This is a genomic window from Pseudomonas parasichuanensis (assembly GCF_021601385.1).
Lineage (GTDB): Bacteria > Pseudomonadota > Gammaproteobacteria > Pseudomonadales > Pseudomonadaceae > Aquipseudomonas > Aquipseudomonas parasichuanensis.
On the sequence record NZ_BQHO01000010.1, the window covers coordinates 83,930 to 99,355 of the forward strand.

At 62.0% G+C, this 15,426-nt stretch carries 16 protein-coding genes and 1 riboswitch; of the genes, 9 read left to right on the forward strand and 7 right to left on the reverse strand.

Going from position 1 to position 15,426, the window contains the following annotated elements; genetic code table 11:
- Window positions 1-92: 92 nt before the first annotated feature.
- Window positions 93-317 carry a hypothetical protein gene (locus L6D77_RS10750; RefSeq protein ID WP_232884173.1) on the forward strand — a complete coding sequence of 75 codons (225 nt, stop codon included), beginning with the start codon at window positions 93-95 and terminating at the stop codon, window positions 315-317.
- Between the two features lie 238 nt (window positions 318-555).
- Here L6D77_RS10750 and L6D77_RS10755 read toward each other — a convergent pair whose 3' ends face one another.
- The 4 genes from L6D77_RS10755 to L6D77_RS10770 form a co-directional block, all read right to left on the reverse strand.
- Window positions 556-873, reverse strand: a complete 318-nt coding sequence (locus tag L6D77_RS10755) for a hypothetical protein (RefSeq protein WP_232884174.1) — start codon at window positions 871-873, stop codon at window positions 556-558.
- A gap of 349 nt (window positions 874-1,222) precedes the next feature.
- A complete protein-coding gene (locus tag L6D77_RS10760) occupies window positions 1,223-3,631 on the reverse strand; it encodes a TonB-dependent siderophore receptor (RefSeq protein ID WP_232884175.1) in 2,409 nt (802 codons plus the stop codon).
- A gap of 79 nt (window positions 3,632-3,710) precedes the next feature.
- Entirely contained in the window at window positions 3,711-4,709 is a 999-nt protein-coding gene (locus L6D77_RS10765; protein ID WP_309295653.1) for a FecR domain-containing protein, read from the reverse strand.
- Window positions 4,709-5,212, reverse strand: a complete 504-nt coding sequence (locus tag L6D77_RS10770; RefSeq protein ID WP_232884177.1) for a sigma-70 family RNA polymerase sigma factor — start codon at window positions 5,210-5,212, stop codon at window positions 4,709-4,711. Before L6D77_RS10770 ends, L6D77_RS10765 begins: the two co-directional genes overlap by 1 nt.
- Window positions 5,213-5,337: 125 nt before the next feature.
- A riboswitch (cobalamin riboswitch) is annotated at window positions 5,338-5,535 on the forward strand.
- A gap of 344 nt (window positions 5,536-5,879) precedes the next feature.
- Here L6D77_RS10770 and L6D77_RS10775 point away from each other — a divergent pair.
- From L6D77_RS10775 to L6D77_RS10795, 5 genes are all read left to right on the forward strand, one after another.
- Entirely contained in the window at window positions 5,880-6,866 is a 987-nt protein-coding gene (locus L6D77_RS10775) for a DUF1852 domain-containing protein (RefSeq protein ID WP_232884178.1), read from the forward strand.
- A 28-nt stretch (window positions 6,867-6,894) separates the two neighbouring features.
- A complete protein-coding gene (locus L6D77_RS10780; RefSeq protein ID WP_232884179.1) occupies window positions 6,895-7,926 on the forward strand; it encodes a methionine synthase in 1,032 nt (343 codons plus the stop codon).
- A 25-nt stretch (window positions 7,927-7,951) separates the two neighbouring features.
- Window positions 7,952-8,461, forward strand: a complete 510-nt coding sequence (locus L6D77_RS10785; protein ID WP_232884180.1) for a flavin reductase family protein — start codon at window positions 7,952-7,954, stop codon at window positions 8,459-8,461.
- Between the two features lie 17 nt (window positions 8,462-8,478).
- Window positions 8,479-9,408, forward strand: a complete 930-nt coding sequence (locus L6D77_RS10790; RefSeq protein WP_232884181.1) for a LysR family transcriptional regulator — start codon at window positions 8,479-8,481, stop codon at window positions 9,406-9,408.
- A 201-nt stretch (window positions 9,409-9,609) separates the two neighbouring features.
- A complete protein-coding gene (locus L6D77_RS10795) occupies window positions 9,610-10,005 on the forward strand; it encodes an avidin-fold protein (protein ID WP_232884182.1) in 396 nt (131 codons plus the stop codon).
- A 45-nt stretch (window positions 10,006-10,050) separates the two neighbouring features.
- On the opposite strand, the gene L6D77_RS10800 is transcribed toward L6D77_RS10795, so the two are convergent.
- Window positions 10,051-10,935 carry an alpha/beta fold hydrolase gene (locus L6D77_RS10800; RefSeq protein ID WP_232884183.1) on the reverse strand — a complete coding sequence of 295 codons (885 nt, stop codon included), beginning with the start codon at window positions 10,933-10,935 and terminating at the stop codon, window positions 10,051-10,053.
- 119 nt (window positions 10,936-11,054) lie between these two features.
- Complete coding sequence (locus tag L6D77_RS10805) at window positions 11,055-12,311, reverse strand: NADH:flavin oxidoreductase/NADH oxidase family protein (protein WP_232884184.1); 1,257 nt, start codon at window positions 12,309-12,311, stop codon at window positions 11,055-11,057.
- 128 nt (window positions 12,312-12,439) lie between these two features.
- Here L6D77_RS10805 and L6D77_RS10810 point away from each other — a divergent pair, with 128 nt between their 5' ends.
- On the forward strand, window positions 12,440-12,880 hold the full coding sequence (locus L6D77_RS10810) for a MerR family transcriptional regulator (RefSeq protein WP_232884185.1): 441 nt from the start codon (window positions 12,440-12,442) through the stop codon (window positions 12,878-12,880).
- A gap of 121 nt (window positions 12,881-13,001) precedes the next feature.
- Complete coding sequence (locus tag L6D77_RS10815) at window positions 13,002-13,919, forward strand: acetoacetate decarboxylase (protein ID WP_232884186.1); 918 nt, start codon at window positions 13,002-13,004, stop codon at window positions 13,917-13,919.
- Here L6D77_RS10815 and L6D77_RS10820 read toward each other — a convergent pair.
- Window positions 13,907-14,299 (reverse strand): hypothetical protein, encoded by a 393-nt coding sequence (locus tag L6D77_RS10820; RefSeq protein WP_232884187.1) that lies wholly within the window; start codon window positions 14,297-14,299, stop codon window positions 13,907-13,909. The two genes, L6D77_RS10815 and L6D77_RS10820, sit on opposite strands and share 13 nt — an antisense overlap.
- Before the next feature lie 187 nt (window positions 14,300-14,486).
- Here L6D77_RS10820 and L6D77_RS10825 point away from each other — a divergent pair, with 187 nt between their 5' ends.
- Window positions 14,487-15,380 (forward strand): LysR substrate-binding domain-containing protein, encoded by an 894-nt coding sequence (locus L6D77_RS10825; RefSeq protein ID WP_232884188.1) that lies wholly within the window; start codon window positions 14,487-14,489, stop codon window positions 15,378-15,380.
- Window positions 15,381-15,426: the final 46 nt, after the last annotated feature.

A 15,426-nucleotide genomic window follows, 5' to 3' on the forward strand; every position in this document is an offset into this window, starting at 1 on the left:
TGCACCGGTCTTGCAGACCCGTACGTAGCCGCCACCCCATTCATTGCAAGGGTGGCGTGGTGGCTTAAATCCGATGCAAAAGAGGATTCACCATGCTCAAGATCGTCCCCGATCCACCCCAAATCGCCGACTCCCCTTACGCCCTCGAAGACACCCTGGCCGTCGCCCTCCATGCCTTCAGCACACTGCCCAAATCACCCGCCACTATGATGCTGCTGACCGTGGTGCACGAGCTTGATGCTACCCGCTCGCTGTTGGAGTCGGCGCTGGCGCAGGTGCAATTGAACGTACACCGGCAGGTATCCACGCTGCACTAGGCGAAGGGCTTTGCGATCCGCATGAGGAATGCAGCCTTAGGAGGCGGTTCTATCCGCTCCCTGAGGCCCGTGCCGAATGCGAACATGACGTGATGCTGCTGGTTGCTGGTTTATCGGCGACCAGAAGTGAAGGACCACCAGAGGCTCCCGCATGGAAAACGAAAGCGCCGAAGGTCTTGGCAAGCTTGAATGTGTTGATGCTGAACTCAGTCAGTTATCGCCACATGTACACCGGTTATTAATAGACAAATTTTGCGTTTGCCTTGCCATTGTTGTCGATGAAAAGTATCAGCTTTTGCCAATCGCCACCGGTGTGCATCTTCATCTTTTTGTGGAGCTCACGTACGAGGTCATTTGTAGTACCGCCCGGGTCGTCCAACAACTCGCTATGGGAGATATCGCCCCGCACGAATGAAAATTTTGAGCCTACAGACCAGCCATCCTCGTAGTCTTCATATTCAAATTCACACCGCATTTCGTCGTACTGACCACCCGCAGAATCGTGCATGATTCGAGTGAGTGCGCTCAAGATTTCCACATCATGTTCAATGGTCATTGGCCCGTCTTAACGCCGAAGTGATCAGCGTGATTGTCCTTGGTATTCATGAGTCAACCACCCACGTACGGCCAATGCAAGAAGCGATCACCGGTGTCTAGCCTCAGGTATACATACGACTGGCCACTACGGGTCGATTACCGTCGATCGACACAGTCTCCTTCCAGCCCAACGCGGTCGGCAGGGAGCTTGTGGGAGCGGGTTTGTCGGGGTACCGAACCGCCGCGAAGCAGGCAACGCGCTGGATGGCACGGGCTTCGCCCGTGTTCGCGGGCAAGCCCGCTCCCACAGGTTTCGCGACGGTCTTTGATATTGATGAACCCAGTGACCGCACCAGCGCCTACGCGGCTCAGAAGTTGTACTTGATCCCCGTCATGATGTTGCGAGGCGCGCCGTACATGCCGTGGTCGCCGGCATAGCTGAGGTATTCGCGGTCGAACACGTTGTTCAGGTTGATCGACGCACTCAGGTGCTGGTTGAAGTCGTAGCGCGCCAACAGGTTGGTAACGGCGTAGCTGCCCTGGGTGAAGGTGTGCAGGTCGGCACCGGTTTTGCTCTGCCAGTTCACACCGCCGCCAAGGGTGACCTTGTCCAGAATCCCTGGCAGGCGATAGCTGGTGAAGGTCTTGAGGCTGTGGCGCGGCAACGTGGTGACGATGCGCTGATCGTCTGCGTCGGTGCTGACCGCGTAGGCGTAACCTGCGGATGCCTGCCAGCCCTCGGCCAGTTCGCCGTCCAGGGTGAATTCGACACCTTTGGTGGTGGTGCCTTGTTCGGACTTGTAAGTGTTGCCGCCCGGGGTGTCGATCCAGATCGCCAGGTTGTCCTGCTCGATCTTGAACAGCGCGACGCTGGAGTTCAGCTTGCCGTCGAAGTGGCTGCCCTTGATGCCGACTTCATAGCCGGTGCCTTCCATAGGGTCCAGCGGTTTGTTGTTGATGTCGCGAACCCAGGATGACTGCGGGTTGAAGATTTTCGTATAGCTGGCATACAGCGACCAGGTGTCGTTGACGTCGTACACCACGCCGGCATACGGAATGTAGACGCCGGTTTCCGATTCCTTGGTCTTGGTGTGCGCAGCGTCATAGGGTTTGTCTTCGATATCGCGATGCCAGTCGACCACGCGGCTGCCCAACAAGATGCTCAAGTCATCGGTGGCGTGCAGGCGTGTGGCCAGGTAGGCGGCGTACTGGGTTTCGTCGGTGGTGGATTTGCCGGTGACATTGAATTGCGGTTTCGCCGAGCCGCCATTCCAGTTGAACAGGTTGTCGATGGCGCCCGCGGGCGAGCCTGAATAGTCGTATTTCCAGCCGCCGTAACTGGGCACGCTCTCGTAATAGTGGGACAAGGTCACGCCAGCGATCACTTCGTGCTCGCGGCCCAGCACGCTGAACGGGCCGGTCAGGTAGGCATCGATGTTGTTCTGGCGCGGGATGCCCGAGAAGCGCACGGGCAACTGAGTGGTGCCACTGCCGTCCGGGTTGAGGCCGCCGTTGACGTAGTTGAACACCTCGTCGAATTTGTTCTCGGTGTGGGTGAGTTCGACCTTGCCGCTCCAGCCATTGGCGAACTGCTGTTCGATCGAGGTGAAAAAGCTGGTTTGCTCATGGTCGTTGTAGGACCAGGTTTGCGCCGAATTGAGCGAGCGCTTGAGGTTGGCGCGCGAGCCGTCGGTGAAACGGGTGGGCAGGCCGGAGCGCATGGGGGCATCGACATCGGTGCGCTGGTAACTGAAACCCATGGTCAGCAGGGTGTCCTCAGTCAGGTCGAATTCGGTGATGCCGTAGATCAGTTGCGAGTCCTGCTTGTAACGGTCGATCCAGGACTGCTCGGTCTTGAAGTCGGCGACCAGCCGACCGCGCACGTTGCCGGTTTCGGTCAGCGGGCCGGATACATCGAAACCGGTGCCATAGCGATCCCAGTTACCGGCCTCGGCGCTGACGCTGGCCTGGCCCTCGGCGGTGGGGCGCTTGCGGATCAGGTTGATGGTCGCTGAAGGGCTGCCCAGGCCGCTGATCAGGCCGGTTGCCCCGCGTACCACTTCCACGCGGTCATACATGGCCATGCTCTGGGTGTAGTTGTCCATGCGCTTGACGGTGGGCACACCGTCAATTTCGAAGTTCTGGATCTCGAACCCGCGCGAGAAGTAGCCGTCGGATTCCGCACCCTGGCCATCGCGCAGCACGATGATGCCGGGGGTGGCATCGAGGGTGTCGCTGAGGTTGGTCAGGCGCTGGTCATCCAGGCGCTGGCGGGTCATGACGGTCAGCGACTGCGGGGTTTCCTTGGGGGTCAGGTTCAGGCGGGTCGAGCTGCTGGACGAGTAGGTGGTATAGAGCCCGGTGCCCTCGGTGGTCGAGCCGGGCGCCTTGCCGGAAATCGAAATGCTCTGCAGCTCCAGGGCGCCTGAAACCTGCGCCCGCTCAATGACGTAGCGCCCATCCGGCTGGCGGACTGCAACCAGTTGGCTACCCGCAAGCAGCGCCCGCAGCGCCTCGTCGACGGTGAAGTCACCCTGCAGCCCTTGGCTGCTTTGCCCGGTGATCAATTCATCGGGGAACGACAGCAACAAGTGAGCCTGCTGGCCCAGGCGGGTGAGCGCAGTGCCCAATGGCGCCGCAGGGATGTCGAAGCGCTGCACGTTCTGTTCGGCGGCCGCCCACACGGGGGAGGCGCTGGCGGCAAGGACCGCTGCGGCGCAGCCGAGGGCGGTCAGTAGCGAGGTTGGGTGGGATAGCGCAATGCTGCGGTCTTGCATGTGGTGGCCCCGATGATCTTGATGTTTGCTCTATGAGTCTCACCAGAAAGCAGAACGGCTCATCGACGGCGAAAAAAATTCAAACGTTGGCCGGCAAGGGGCGCAGGTTGACCCACAGCCGAGTGAAACGTTGCACATCCAGTTTCAGCGTCTGGGCAACGGCATCGATGATTCGATCGCTGTCTGCCAGCGGGTAGCTGCCCCATACCTGCAGGTTGGCCAAGGCGGCATCGCACCCAAGGTGCCCATGGCGATAGCGACCCAGTTCATCGAGGAACGCCTGGAGTGGCTGGCCGTTGGCGACGATCATGCCTTCGGCCCAGGCCGGCGCGTAGGCTTGCAGTGCGCCCTGGTCGAGCATTCCGAGCGGCCCGAAACGGGCCTGCTGCCCGGCTTGCAGGGAAGCCCCCGTGCGGGCTTGTGCCGGGTTTACCTGAAGCGAACCCCGATAGACCGCCAAGTGGGTTGAGCCATTGTCGAACTGGCGCACCGTGAAATGCGCCGAAGCCGCCTGCGCCCGAACCTGGGCGGTCTCGATGAACAGCGTTTGATTGGAAGCCGTATCGATCAATACCTCGCCGCTGCGCAACCGCAGGTGCCAGCGATGATCTGCCTGGCGAGCATTCATCGCGCTGCGGGTATTGAGTTCAATCGACAAGTCGCTGGCCAGCGCGATACGTCGCTGCTCGCCAACGCCCGTGGCGTAATCGGCGCTGATGCGCGCCACCATCTCGCTGTCCCGGGCCATCCATGCACCCGCGCTGGCGCTCAGCAGCAAGGCCAGGCCCTTGATTGCCCGTCTTCTGCTCAAGCCTTCCTGAGGGGCAAGCAGCAGGGCCTGACGGGCAAGGTCTGGGTCGCCGTGGGTGCGCAATGAATCGAGCTGCTCCCCCAGCGCCAAGGCCTTGCCCCAGGCCACCTCATGCAGGGGGTGTGCCTTGCGCCAGGCTGTGAGAGCGGCCTGTGCTGGTGAGTCGAAACTGGCTTCCTGCATGTCGAGCCACCACGCCATCGCCTCCTCACACATTTTCGGTGATGGCGAGGGTTCTCGTGTCCGGGCGTTTGTGCTGAGGGCCATCAGAGTGCTTCCGTCACCAGCATGCACTTCGCACCCGCCTTGACGATATGGCGTTTGACGGTGGCGATCGAAATGCCCAGGCGCTCGGCAATTTCCCCGTGGCTCAGGCCATCGAGTTGCGACCAGAGGAAGGCTTGCTTGACGGCGATATCCAACTCGCAGAGTGCCTGGTCGAGCCGAACCAACGTTTCGAAAATGATCAATTGGGTCGCCAGATCCGGCAGCACGCTTTCGTCTTCGCGCTGCAGCGCCTCCAGATAGGCTTTTTCCAAACGTGCGCGGCGGTAGTGATTGGACAGGACGCTGCGCGCCACCTTGGCCAGAAACGGTCGCGGCTGGCGGACTTCAAGTGCCTCGTTGCTGGCCAGCAGGCGCATGAACGTGTCCTGCATCATATCCGCGGCGCGGTGTGGGCAGCTCAACTGCCGATACAGCCAGCTACGCAACCAGCGGTGTTGCTGTTCGTACAGAGCAGTCAGCTGAGCGGTGTCGACGGAGGCCATGGGTGGTCACAGACTTATGCAAATGAGACTTAGTATCATATGTGGCGGATTGAGTGGCGACAAGAACGCAGGAGGGCGCGAAGCGTTTTTGCCCCAACGCCGTCTTTCCCTCGCCAGCCTGATGCTCTACCATGCCGCCCGCCGGTTTCCATCACGGAATTAATAGGGAATCCGTCGCTCGCCAGCACGTGAGCCAAACGGAACTGCCCCCGCAACTGTAGGTGCCGAGCCTGCTCCTGAAACGCCACTGGACAAGATCCGGGAAGGTTGGAGCCAGGCCATGACGCACCAGTCAGGAGACCTGCCGGCAAACATTCACCAACCGGCGGGGTGTCCGGGATGGCCATCCTTTGCCCTGCCCAGGGTGCTGTCCCGTGCCTGCACGGGGCTTGGTGATGCCTGTCCGTGCGCCTGTGCCGCGCACTGTTCGACAGGAGTTGCCCCATGCTGCCGCGCTTCGCTACCCCATTGCTCGCATTGAGCTTGCCCAGGCTCGCTCAGGCGGTTGCCACTCGCGGGGCTGCACACTGCGTTCGCGTTGTCAGCGCACCGGTTATGAACATGACTAAAGGGTTTGTGAATTCAATTCAGTTCCACTCGTTCAGCACCGCCACATAAAATACATATCAATTGTAGTGACTATGAATATTCGAGTGGGGCCCCAAACATGACGAGCACGGATTTCGAATTTTCCATCAAGCGCATCGGCTTCGATGAACATTATCATCCCGCTGAAAATACCCGCATCACGACCAACTTCGCCAACTTGGCGAGGGGGGCGAGTCGCCAGCAGAATTTGCGCAATACCTTGAGGATGATTGATAACCGCTTCAATGCCTTGGCGCACTGGGATAATCCCGAAGGGGATCGTTACAGCGTCGAGCTTGAAATTATTTCGGTCGAGATGACGATCGCTGCTGGCAGCAGCGACAGCGGCCTGCCGCTGATCGAACTATTGAAAACACAGATCGTCGATCGAAAAACCGGCGAACGCATCGCCGGCATGGTGGGGAATAACTTTTCTTCCTACGTGCGTGATTACGATTTTAGCGTGTTGCTCCTGGGGCACAATAAAGGTCAGTCGACGTTCAGTACGCCAGAACACTTTGGCGAGCTGCATGGCAAGCTGTTCAAGCGTTTCGTGAGTTCAAGCGCTTATCAGGAACACTTCGGCAAGCCGCCCGTGATCTGCCTGAGTGTTTCCAGCAGCAAAACCTACCATCGCACCGAAAACCAGCACCCGGTGCTGGGCTTTGAATATCAACAGAATGAATATTCATTGACGGATGACTACTTCGCAAAAATGGGCCTGAAGGTGCGTTACTTCATGCCGCCGAACAGTGTGGCGCCGTTGGCGTTCTATTTTGCCGGCGATTTGCTCGGTGACTACAGCAACCTCGAGTTGATCAGCACCATCAGCACGATGGACACCTTCCAGAAAATCTACCGGCCCGAAATTTACAATGCGAATTCGGTTGCAGGCAAAACCTACCAGCCCAGCCTCCAGCACGAGGACTATTCGCTGACCCGCATCGTCTATGACCGAGAGGAGCGCAGCCGCCTGGCCATCGAGCAGGGGCGGTATGTCGAAGAGCACTTCATCAAACCTCACCACGCGATGCTCGCGCAGTGGTCCGCCCACTACGCTGCCTGATCAACCGGATAAACAAGGTCATTTGTTCATGAAAAAACCGTTACCCACGTCGACGGCCGGTAGTTTGCCTAAACCCTCCTGGCTGGCTCAACCCGAGACACTTTGGTCACCTTGGAAGTTGCACGATCAGGCATTGGTCGAAGGCAAGCAGGATGCCTTGCGCTTGTCATTGCAGGAGCAGCAGCACGCCGGCATCGATATCGTCAGTGATGGCGAGCAAACGCGCCAACACTTTGTAACTACCTTTATCGAGCACCTCAGCGGCGTTGATTTCGAGAAGCGTGAAACCGTCAGGATCCGTGATCGCTATGATGCCAGCGTACCGACGGTGGTGGGTGCGGTTGCGCGGCAAAAGCCGGTGTTCGTTGAAGATGCCAAGTTCTTGCGTCAGCAAACCAACCAGCCGATTAAGTGGGCGCTGCCAGGCCCCATGACCATGATCGATACGCTGTATGACAGCCACTATAAAAGCCGCGAAAAACTGGCCTGGGAATTTGCCAAGATTCTCAACCAGGAAGCCAGGGAACTGGAGGCTGCCGGTGTCGACATCATTCAGTTCGATGAACCGGCATTCAATGTGTTCTTCGACGAGGTGAATGACTGGGGGGTAGCCACCTTGGAACGGGCCATTGAGGGCCTCAAGTGTGAAACGGCCGTCCATATTTGCTACGGCTACGGTATCAAAGCCAATACCGACTGGAAAAAGACCCTGGGGGCGGAGTGGCGGCAATATGAAGAAGCTTTCCCCAAACTGCAAAAGTCCAGCATCGATATCATCTCGCTGGAATGCCACAACTCCCATGTGCCCATGGACCTGATTGAACTCATCCGCGGTAAAAAAGTGATGGTGGGTGCCATTGACGTGGCGAACCACGCCATTGAAACACCCGAGGAAGTCGCCAATACCCTGCGCAAGGCACTGCAATTCGTGGATGCCGACAAACTGTACCCGTGCACCAACTGTGGCATGGCGCCCTTACCGCGTCAGGTAGCCCGCGGCAAGCTGAGTGCCTTGAGTGCAGGCGCAGACATCGTGCGCAGAGAACTCGCGGCCCGTTAAAGGCTGCCAAAGGTCAGGACCCACCATGTCACTTTCCACTACGGCTATCGAACCCGTGAGTTTTCGTGAAGCGCTCGGGCACTATGCATCCGGGATCACGGTGATCACCTCACTCATCGATGGCGTGCCGATTGGCTTCACCTGCCAGTCGTTCCACAGCGTGTCGATGAGCCCGCCACTGGTGTCCTTCAGCGTGATGTCCAGCTCGGCCAGCTATCCCGGCATTCGCCAGGCAGGTCGCTTCGCGGTCAATATCCTCTCGCAGGAGCAAGTCGGGCTGTCCAACCAGTTCGCCCGCAAAGGCACGGACAAGTGGCATGGCGTGGAGTGGCAGGCGTCGCCGTTGGGTAACCCGGTGATTGCCGGCAGCCTGCACTGGCTTGATTGCCAGATCCACGCCGAGCACGCGGCCGGTGATCACCTGATCGTGATCGGTGAAGTGAAAGCCTTGCGGCTGCATGACTCCACGGCTGCGCAACCCTTGCTGTACTTCAAAGGAAACTATTGCAACCTCGCAGCGCCCAGCGCGGCTTGAGGGTTTGCCTTCTGCTCATGATCGACTTGAGACACCTGCGTACACTCAACGCCCTGCGCGAAACGGACAGCCTGCCCGAGGCTGCCGAGCGCCTGCACCTCACACAGTCGGCACTGTCGCACCAGTTCCGCGAGCTGGAAAATCGCCTGGGCATGCCGGTGTTCGTGCGCAAATCCAAGCCGGTGCGCTTCACCACCGCCGGCCTCAAGCTGCTGCAACTGGCTGACCAGGTGCTGCCACTGATCCGCACCACCGAGCGCAACCTGAGCAAGCTGGCTGGCGGCACGGCCGACCGCTTGTTCATCGCGATCGAATGCCACAGCTGCTACCAGTGGCTGATGCCTTCACTGGACGAGTTCCGCAGCGCCTGGCCAGAGGTTGAGCTGGACCTGGCGTCGGGGTTGTCGTTCGCACCGCTGCCGGCCCTGGAGCGGGGGGACCTCGACCTCGTGGTCACCTCCGACCCGGTGGACCTCCCAGGTATCACCTACGTGCCGCTGTTTGGCTACGAGGCACTGCTGGCCATCGACAAGCATCATGCCCTGCGCGAAAAGCCGTATGTGCAACCTGCCGACATCGCCAGCCAGACCCTGATCACTTACCCGATCGAGCGTAACCGCCTGGACATCTTCACCCGCTTCTTCGACCCGGCCGACCTCGAGCCGGCCCAGGTGCGCACCGCAGAAATGACCGTGATGATGATGCAGCTGGTGGCCAGCGGCCGTGGCGTTTGCTGCCTGCCCAACTGGGCGGTGCATGAGTACAGCTCCCGTGGTTACGTCATTGCCAAGCGCCTGGGCGAGCGCGGCTTGCATGCCACGCTGTTCGCGGCGGTGCGCACTGACATGCTCGAAGTGCCTTACATGAGTGATTTTCTGCTCACGGCAAAGGACATTTCCTTTGCGACGCTTGCGGGGGTCAATGCGGTGTCGCAGCCCACAGCCTGACGAAACGCATACCCATTGCTGTCATGCTGTTTAGGGGGCCGCTTGGCGGCCCATCGCGGCACGAGGCCGCTCCTACACTGTGTCCGTGTGGGGCCTGTTGTCAGTGGCTGGCGCGGTCGGGGTAGGAGCGGCCTTGTGCCGCGAAAGCAAGCTTCAGCTAGAGCACTCAACGTCGCCTGGGCTAAGGTAGGCGTTTCTGAAATGGATCTCGCCATGCACGACACGTCAAAACCGGACGCTGATGTTTCCTGGATCGAAGCACGCCTGAACAACCGTCGGTTCTCGGTAGCCAGCAACACACAAGGGCTATCGGGTGCCGGCACGGTCTTCCATTATTCGGTCGACGAAGGCGCCATCAACAGCACCTACCAAGGCGGGCGGATCCGTACGGGCAACCAGGTAGGTCGCGTAACGGGCCCCGATATCATCGCGCTTCTGTTCCAGTGCCTGACCACCGAAGGTGAGCTGCTGGCCGGCTGGTCCCGAGGCACGGTGGGCGTTGATCCAGCAGGCCGCACGACCCTGCACTTCGTCTGGGGTTGGTTAGCCGGTGCCACGGGAGGAGGGGAGTCTGATTACGTCGAGCTGATCGAGTAGCCAAAGCCCCTGTATTTACCCCTTGCCGTAGCCGTGGCCACAGCCTCACTGCGCCAGAAACTCCATTACAGCCCCGGCAAACACCTCCGGCTGGTCCAGCATGATGAAATGAAAGCTGCCGTCGATACGCTTGAAGCTGACATTCGCTGCCGAGGCATAGGCTGTACCGAACAGGGCATCAACATTGGAAGCGGGTACGCCATAGAGGGGGTCATAGGCATAGACGACCTTCATCGGTGCCTGGATCTGATCAAGTTCCGCTCGCAAGTCGGTGGTCATCAGTTCATGCACGGCATTGGCCACAGTCGTTCGATCCGAGTGGAGCGCCGCCGCGATCACAGCAGGCCTGGCCCCTTCAGTCTTGACCAGGCGAGCGACGGTGGCGCTTTGCAGGGTTTCAGCCTGTTCCACCGGCGCCGCCAGCATCGCTTCGCGTAGCGCGGCGGCTTGTGGCCCGGCCGTCTCGCGGGTCGCGCTGGGGTCGATCAGCAAGGTGTAGAAGGGCAGCGCATCCACGACCATCAGGCGACCCACCTGATCGGGATGCCGCGCGCCGAGCATCAGCGCCACCTCGCCGCCCAGCGAGTGACCGATCACAGCCGGTGCTTCGATGCGTTCGTTGCGAATGTAGTTGGCGACGGCCTCGGCCAAGGGTGCGGCTACCTGGCCGTCCACGCTGGGAACGGCGGGTGAGCCGGCGAAGCCTGCAGCTTGCACAAGATGCAGGCGGTGGTGCTGGCGCAACTTGGCGGCCAAATCAGCCCAGACTTCGCGGGACGAGGCCAGGCCTGGAATCAAGATGACGTCTGGCCCTGCGCCTTCGACGGCCACCGAAATGCGCGGCTGGATGCCGGGTGCCGGTTGCGTGGCTGATGCCGCCGAAATCGAAAATGCGGTGCCGATTGCCGCGAGGAGTGTTCGTGTGCGCATGTCATGTCCCTATGCAGTGGCCAGCCTGCGCGCAGGATGATCCCGGCTGCGGCAATGGCGTGTTGCAGGGAGTGAACAGTATTCGCCGGTAGGGTGCAACGCTGTTCCAGGGTGAGCACTCAAACCGTCCCCGGGTACCCCTCATGCTTGCTCACCGCTCGCATCCAGCGCCGATACTGCCGCGTGCGCAGCGCATTGGCCAATTGCTGCAGCACCAGCGCCCGCAACGGCGACACCTGTGGATCCGGCGCCCGCCCAAGGCTCAGGCGGCGCAGCTGGAACTTCACTGCCGCCATGTTGGCCAGCGAGGCCAATGCCTTGTTCTTCCAGGTGATCGGCCGCAGCTGCGGTGCCGGGTCGAGGCCCTGCTGCCAGTCGTTGGGCAGGCTCGGGGCGATGGCCAGCGCCGAGCCGATGCCGACCATCTCCACGCCACTGGCCACCACCTCTTCGGCGACGGGCAGGCGGCGTATGCCGCCGGTGACCATCAGCGGCATCTGCGCGACCTGGCGGATGTCGCGGGCGAAGTCGAGGAAGTAGGCCTCGCGGGCGAGGGTGCGCCCGTCGCGGGCGTCGCCTTGCATGGCCGGGGCTTCGTAGCTGCCGCCGGACAGCTCGATCAGGTCGACGCCCTGGCCGTTGAGCAGCGCCACCACCTGGCGTGCGTCTTCGGCGCTGAAGCCGCCGCGCTGGAAGTCGGCGGAGTTGAGCTTGACCGCTACCGCGAAGCCGGGCGATACCACTTTGCGCACCGCCTTCACCACCTCCAGCAACAGGCGTGCGCGGTTTTCCAGCGGGCCGCCCCATTCATCGGTGCGGGTGTTGCTCAGCGGGGAGAGGAACTGGCTGAGCAGGTAGCCGTGGGCGGCGTGGATCTCGACGCCGGTGAAACCGGCCTGTTCGGCCAGTTGCGCGGTACGGGCGAAGCGGGCGATCACCTCGGCGATGATGGGCGCGGTCATCGCCCGTGGGGCGGCGAAGTGTCTGGACATGCTGCCCAGCTCCAGCGGCACGGCCGAGGGTGCCCAGGTCTGCTGGCCGAGGTTGGCCTGCATCTGCCGCCCCGGGTGGTTGATCTGTAGCCAGAACTGCGCGCCCCGCGAGCGGCCGATCCGCGCCCAGCGTTTGAAAGGCTCCAGTTGCGCGTCGTTCTCCAGCACCACGCCGCCGGGGCCGGTCATGGCGCGGCTGTCGATCATCACGTTGCCGGTGATCAGCAGGCCGGCGCCACCGTCGGCCCAGGCCTGGTACAGGCGCATCAGGCGCTTGGAGGGAGCCTGGTCGACCTGAGCCATGTTTTCTTCCATGGCGGCCTTGGCGATACGGTTCGGCACCAGCGAACCATTGGGCAGGGTGAGCGGGGCAAACACGTTCATTGCAGGGGCCTCGTGGGGGGAGTGGCTTGACCTTAAGCTTAAAGGCAACTTTAAGGTCAACAGTTTTTGTGGGATAACGTGCCTCGGGCGATGCCATCGTCCGTTGAACCCAAGCAGCGAGGTGTGTGATGAAAATCGGTGAACTGGCCAAGCGCAGCGGCCTGGCGGCGTCACGTATTCGCTTCTACGAGGCCAGCGGGCTGATCAAGGCGGTCGAGCGCCGGGCCAATGGTTACCGCGACTACGGGCCAGAGGCGGTGTGGGTCCTGGAGATCATCACCGGTGCCCAGCGCGCGGGCTTTTCACTGGAGGAGATTCGCCACCTGCTGCCGGTGGGGCCCAATGCCTGGCGCAAAGACGGCCTGCTCGACGGTCTCAAGCGCAAGGTGGCCGAGATCGAGGCCATGCAGCAGCGCCTGGCGCAGAGCAGGGCGCAGCTGTTGATCGCCATCGACAGCATCGAGAACCGGCCCGAGGGCATGCCCTGCGATGACAATACCCAGCGGGTGCTGGAGCGCCTGCGCGAGGAAAGCGCAGGCGAAGCCAAGGCTCAGAGGGTTACGAAATGAGTCTTGGATGAACGCTTGACCTTGAAGTTGAGTTGAACCTTAAGGTGGCCGACACGGGCTGGCTATCAGCCCGTCCCCCGGGCTATCCGGCGGGTCATTCATCGAGAAAGGGCAAGCAGCTATGCAAAGGCGATACACCCAGGTCGAGTTCGGCACGCAGCAGGTCGAGGTGCTGGAAGGGGGTTATTACGACCGCTTCCGCATGAACCCGGACCTTGACCAGGTCGCACGCGACCCGGCCGCCGGCGACATCGCGTTCTTCCGGCGCATCCCCAAGCAGCTTGTGGCATCGAGGGTCGGGCCGGTCTGGGCGCCGAATTTCTACTACCGCTCCGGCAGCATCCAGCTGCTGTACCTGGCCCCCCTTGGGCGCCTGCGGGCGAGCCTGCCGGTGGCCCTCGAACCCTTGAGCCCGTTCCCGGGGTACGGCTTGGTGGCGCTGAATTTCTTTACCTATGCGGTGTGCGATAACGACCCCTACGACGAGGTGTCCGTGGCCATCGTCGTGCGCCGCCCTGGCGCCCGAGGGTCCCAGGCGCTGGAGTTGCTGGATGCGATGCGGCGGCGCAGCTTCTTCGCACATGTGCTGGCGCTGCCGGTCAACACCGAGATCGCCCGGGTGCGTGGGGTGCTGGGCTATCAGTTGCCCAAGTGGCGCGCAGCGATCGAAGTGGATATCGGCACCCGCGTGCAGGCGCGGATCGCCGCTGCCGACGGCAGGCCGGACTTGAGCCTGCAAGCGCCGTTGCCCGTGTTGCGCTCGGTGGCGTCGCAATCGAGGATGGGCACGACGACCATGGTCCACCAGGTCGACGGGCAATGGCAGCAGACCCAGGTGTTGACCAATCCGCTGTCCTTCGCCCAGCGCCTGCTACCCCGGGGCGTGAAACTGGTGCGCCACGGCGGCCCGTTGAGCCAGTTGCTCGACGGGCTGGGGGCTTCGACCCTGTTGCGGTTGGATGTGGTCAAGGAGGCGCAGGTGGTGTTGCACCTGCCCGCGCCCATGGATGGGGTGGGGCAGGTCGGTCAGCGGCGATAGTAGCGACGGTCATCGTAGTAGCGGTCCTGGCGGGCGCGGTCGTGATAGCGCTCCCAGTTGTGCCGCCGTTCCATTTCGCGGCGGTATTGCTCACGGCGCCACTGCTCCTTGCGCCATTGCTCGCGGCGCCAGTCTTCGCGGCGGTCATGCCAGCGGTCATCACGGTAGTAGCGGTCGTCATGGGCCAGCAGCGTCGCGGGCTGCTCGGCGACCATGCTGGCCAGGCTCGGCCACGGGTTGGCGGCCGCCGGGGCCTGGGCAGTCACCGCTTCGGTGACAGGCACAGGGCTGGAAGTCTTCATTGGCGAAGCGTTCGCCGAGCCCACTGCCACAAGGGCGAACAGGCCAAGGAGCAGCATGCGTGGGGTAGGTAGTTTCATGGGTGAAGACAGCCTCTGAAGGACAGTTGAAGGTGTGGCCAGCCGACCGCGTCAGCGTTTCGCTTGCGGCTTGTGCAGATAGACCGGCAAAACGGAAAAAGTTCTGGGCACGGTCGCTTTTATAGCCAAGGCCGGAAACCCTTGGCACACTGGCCTGCACTCCGTAGCCAATAGAATTCCTACCGCCATGCCCGCCGCGTTCCCCTCGCTGCCTTCACTCAACGCCCTGCGCATGTTCGAGGTGGTCGCCCGCCACCTGAACTTCCGCCTCGCCGCCGAGGAGCTGGGCGTCACCCAGGCGGCAGTGGCCCAGCAGATCCGTGGCCTGGAGGCCAGCCTGAACATCCGCCTGTTCGAGCGCCTGCCCCGTGGCCTGGGCCTCACCGACGCCGGGCGCGCCTACAGCACCAGCGTGCGTGGCGCATTGGCGATGATCGACGAGGCGACCCGGCTGCTGCGCCCGCAGCCTTCGCAGCTCACGGTCAGCGTGACACCGAGCTTCGCCGCGAAATGGCTGATCCCCAGGCTCGGCGATTTTGCCGAGAGCAACCCGGACATCGACCTGCGCCTGTTGGCCAGCGACCGGCTCTCGCACTTCCAAACCGATGGCGTCGACCTGGCCGTGCGCTATGGCCAGCCACCGTTCGGCGCGGGGCTCAATGCCGAACTGCTGATGGAGCAGAGGCTGGTGGCGGTGGCCAGCCCACAGCTGCTGGCGGAGAAGGGCGCGCCGCAAAACTTTGCGGCGCTACAGGCGTTTGTTGCGCTTCACGATGCCCATGACTTCTGGCCCGCGTTCACGGCGGCGCTGTTCCCCGGGCAGGGGCCGGGGACGGCGCGCAACCTGCGCTTCAACCAGACCTCGCTGGCCATCGAAGCGGCGGCGGGCGGGCAGGGCATCGCCCTGGCCAGCCACGCCTTCGTCCAGGACGATATCGCCGCCGGCAGGCTGGAGCAGGTGTTCCCCCAGCAGCTACGGCTGGATAAAGCGTTCTACCTGGTGTGGCCGCGCAAGGCGCAGCAGCCTGCTGCGCTGGCAGTGGTCAAGGCGTGGCTGAAACAGCGGGCAGGCGATAGCTGAGCTACTGTCTGTGCAGCGCCTGGCTGCCTCCCTCGAAGGCGTGATG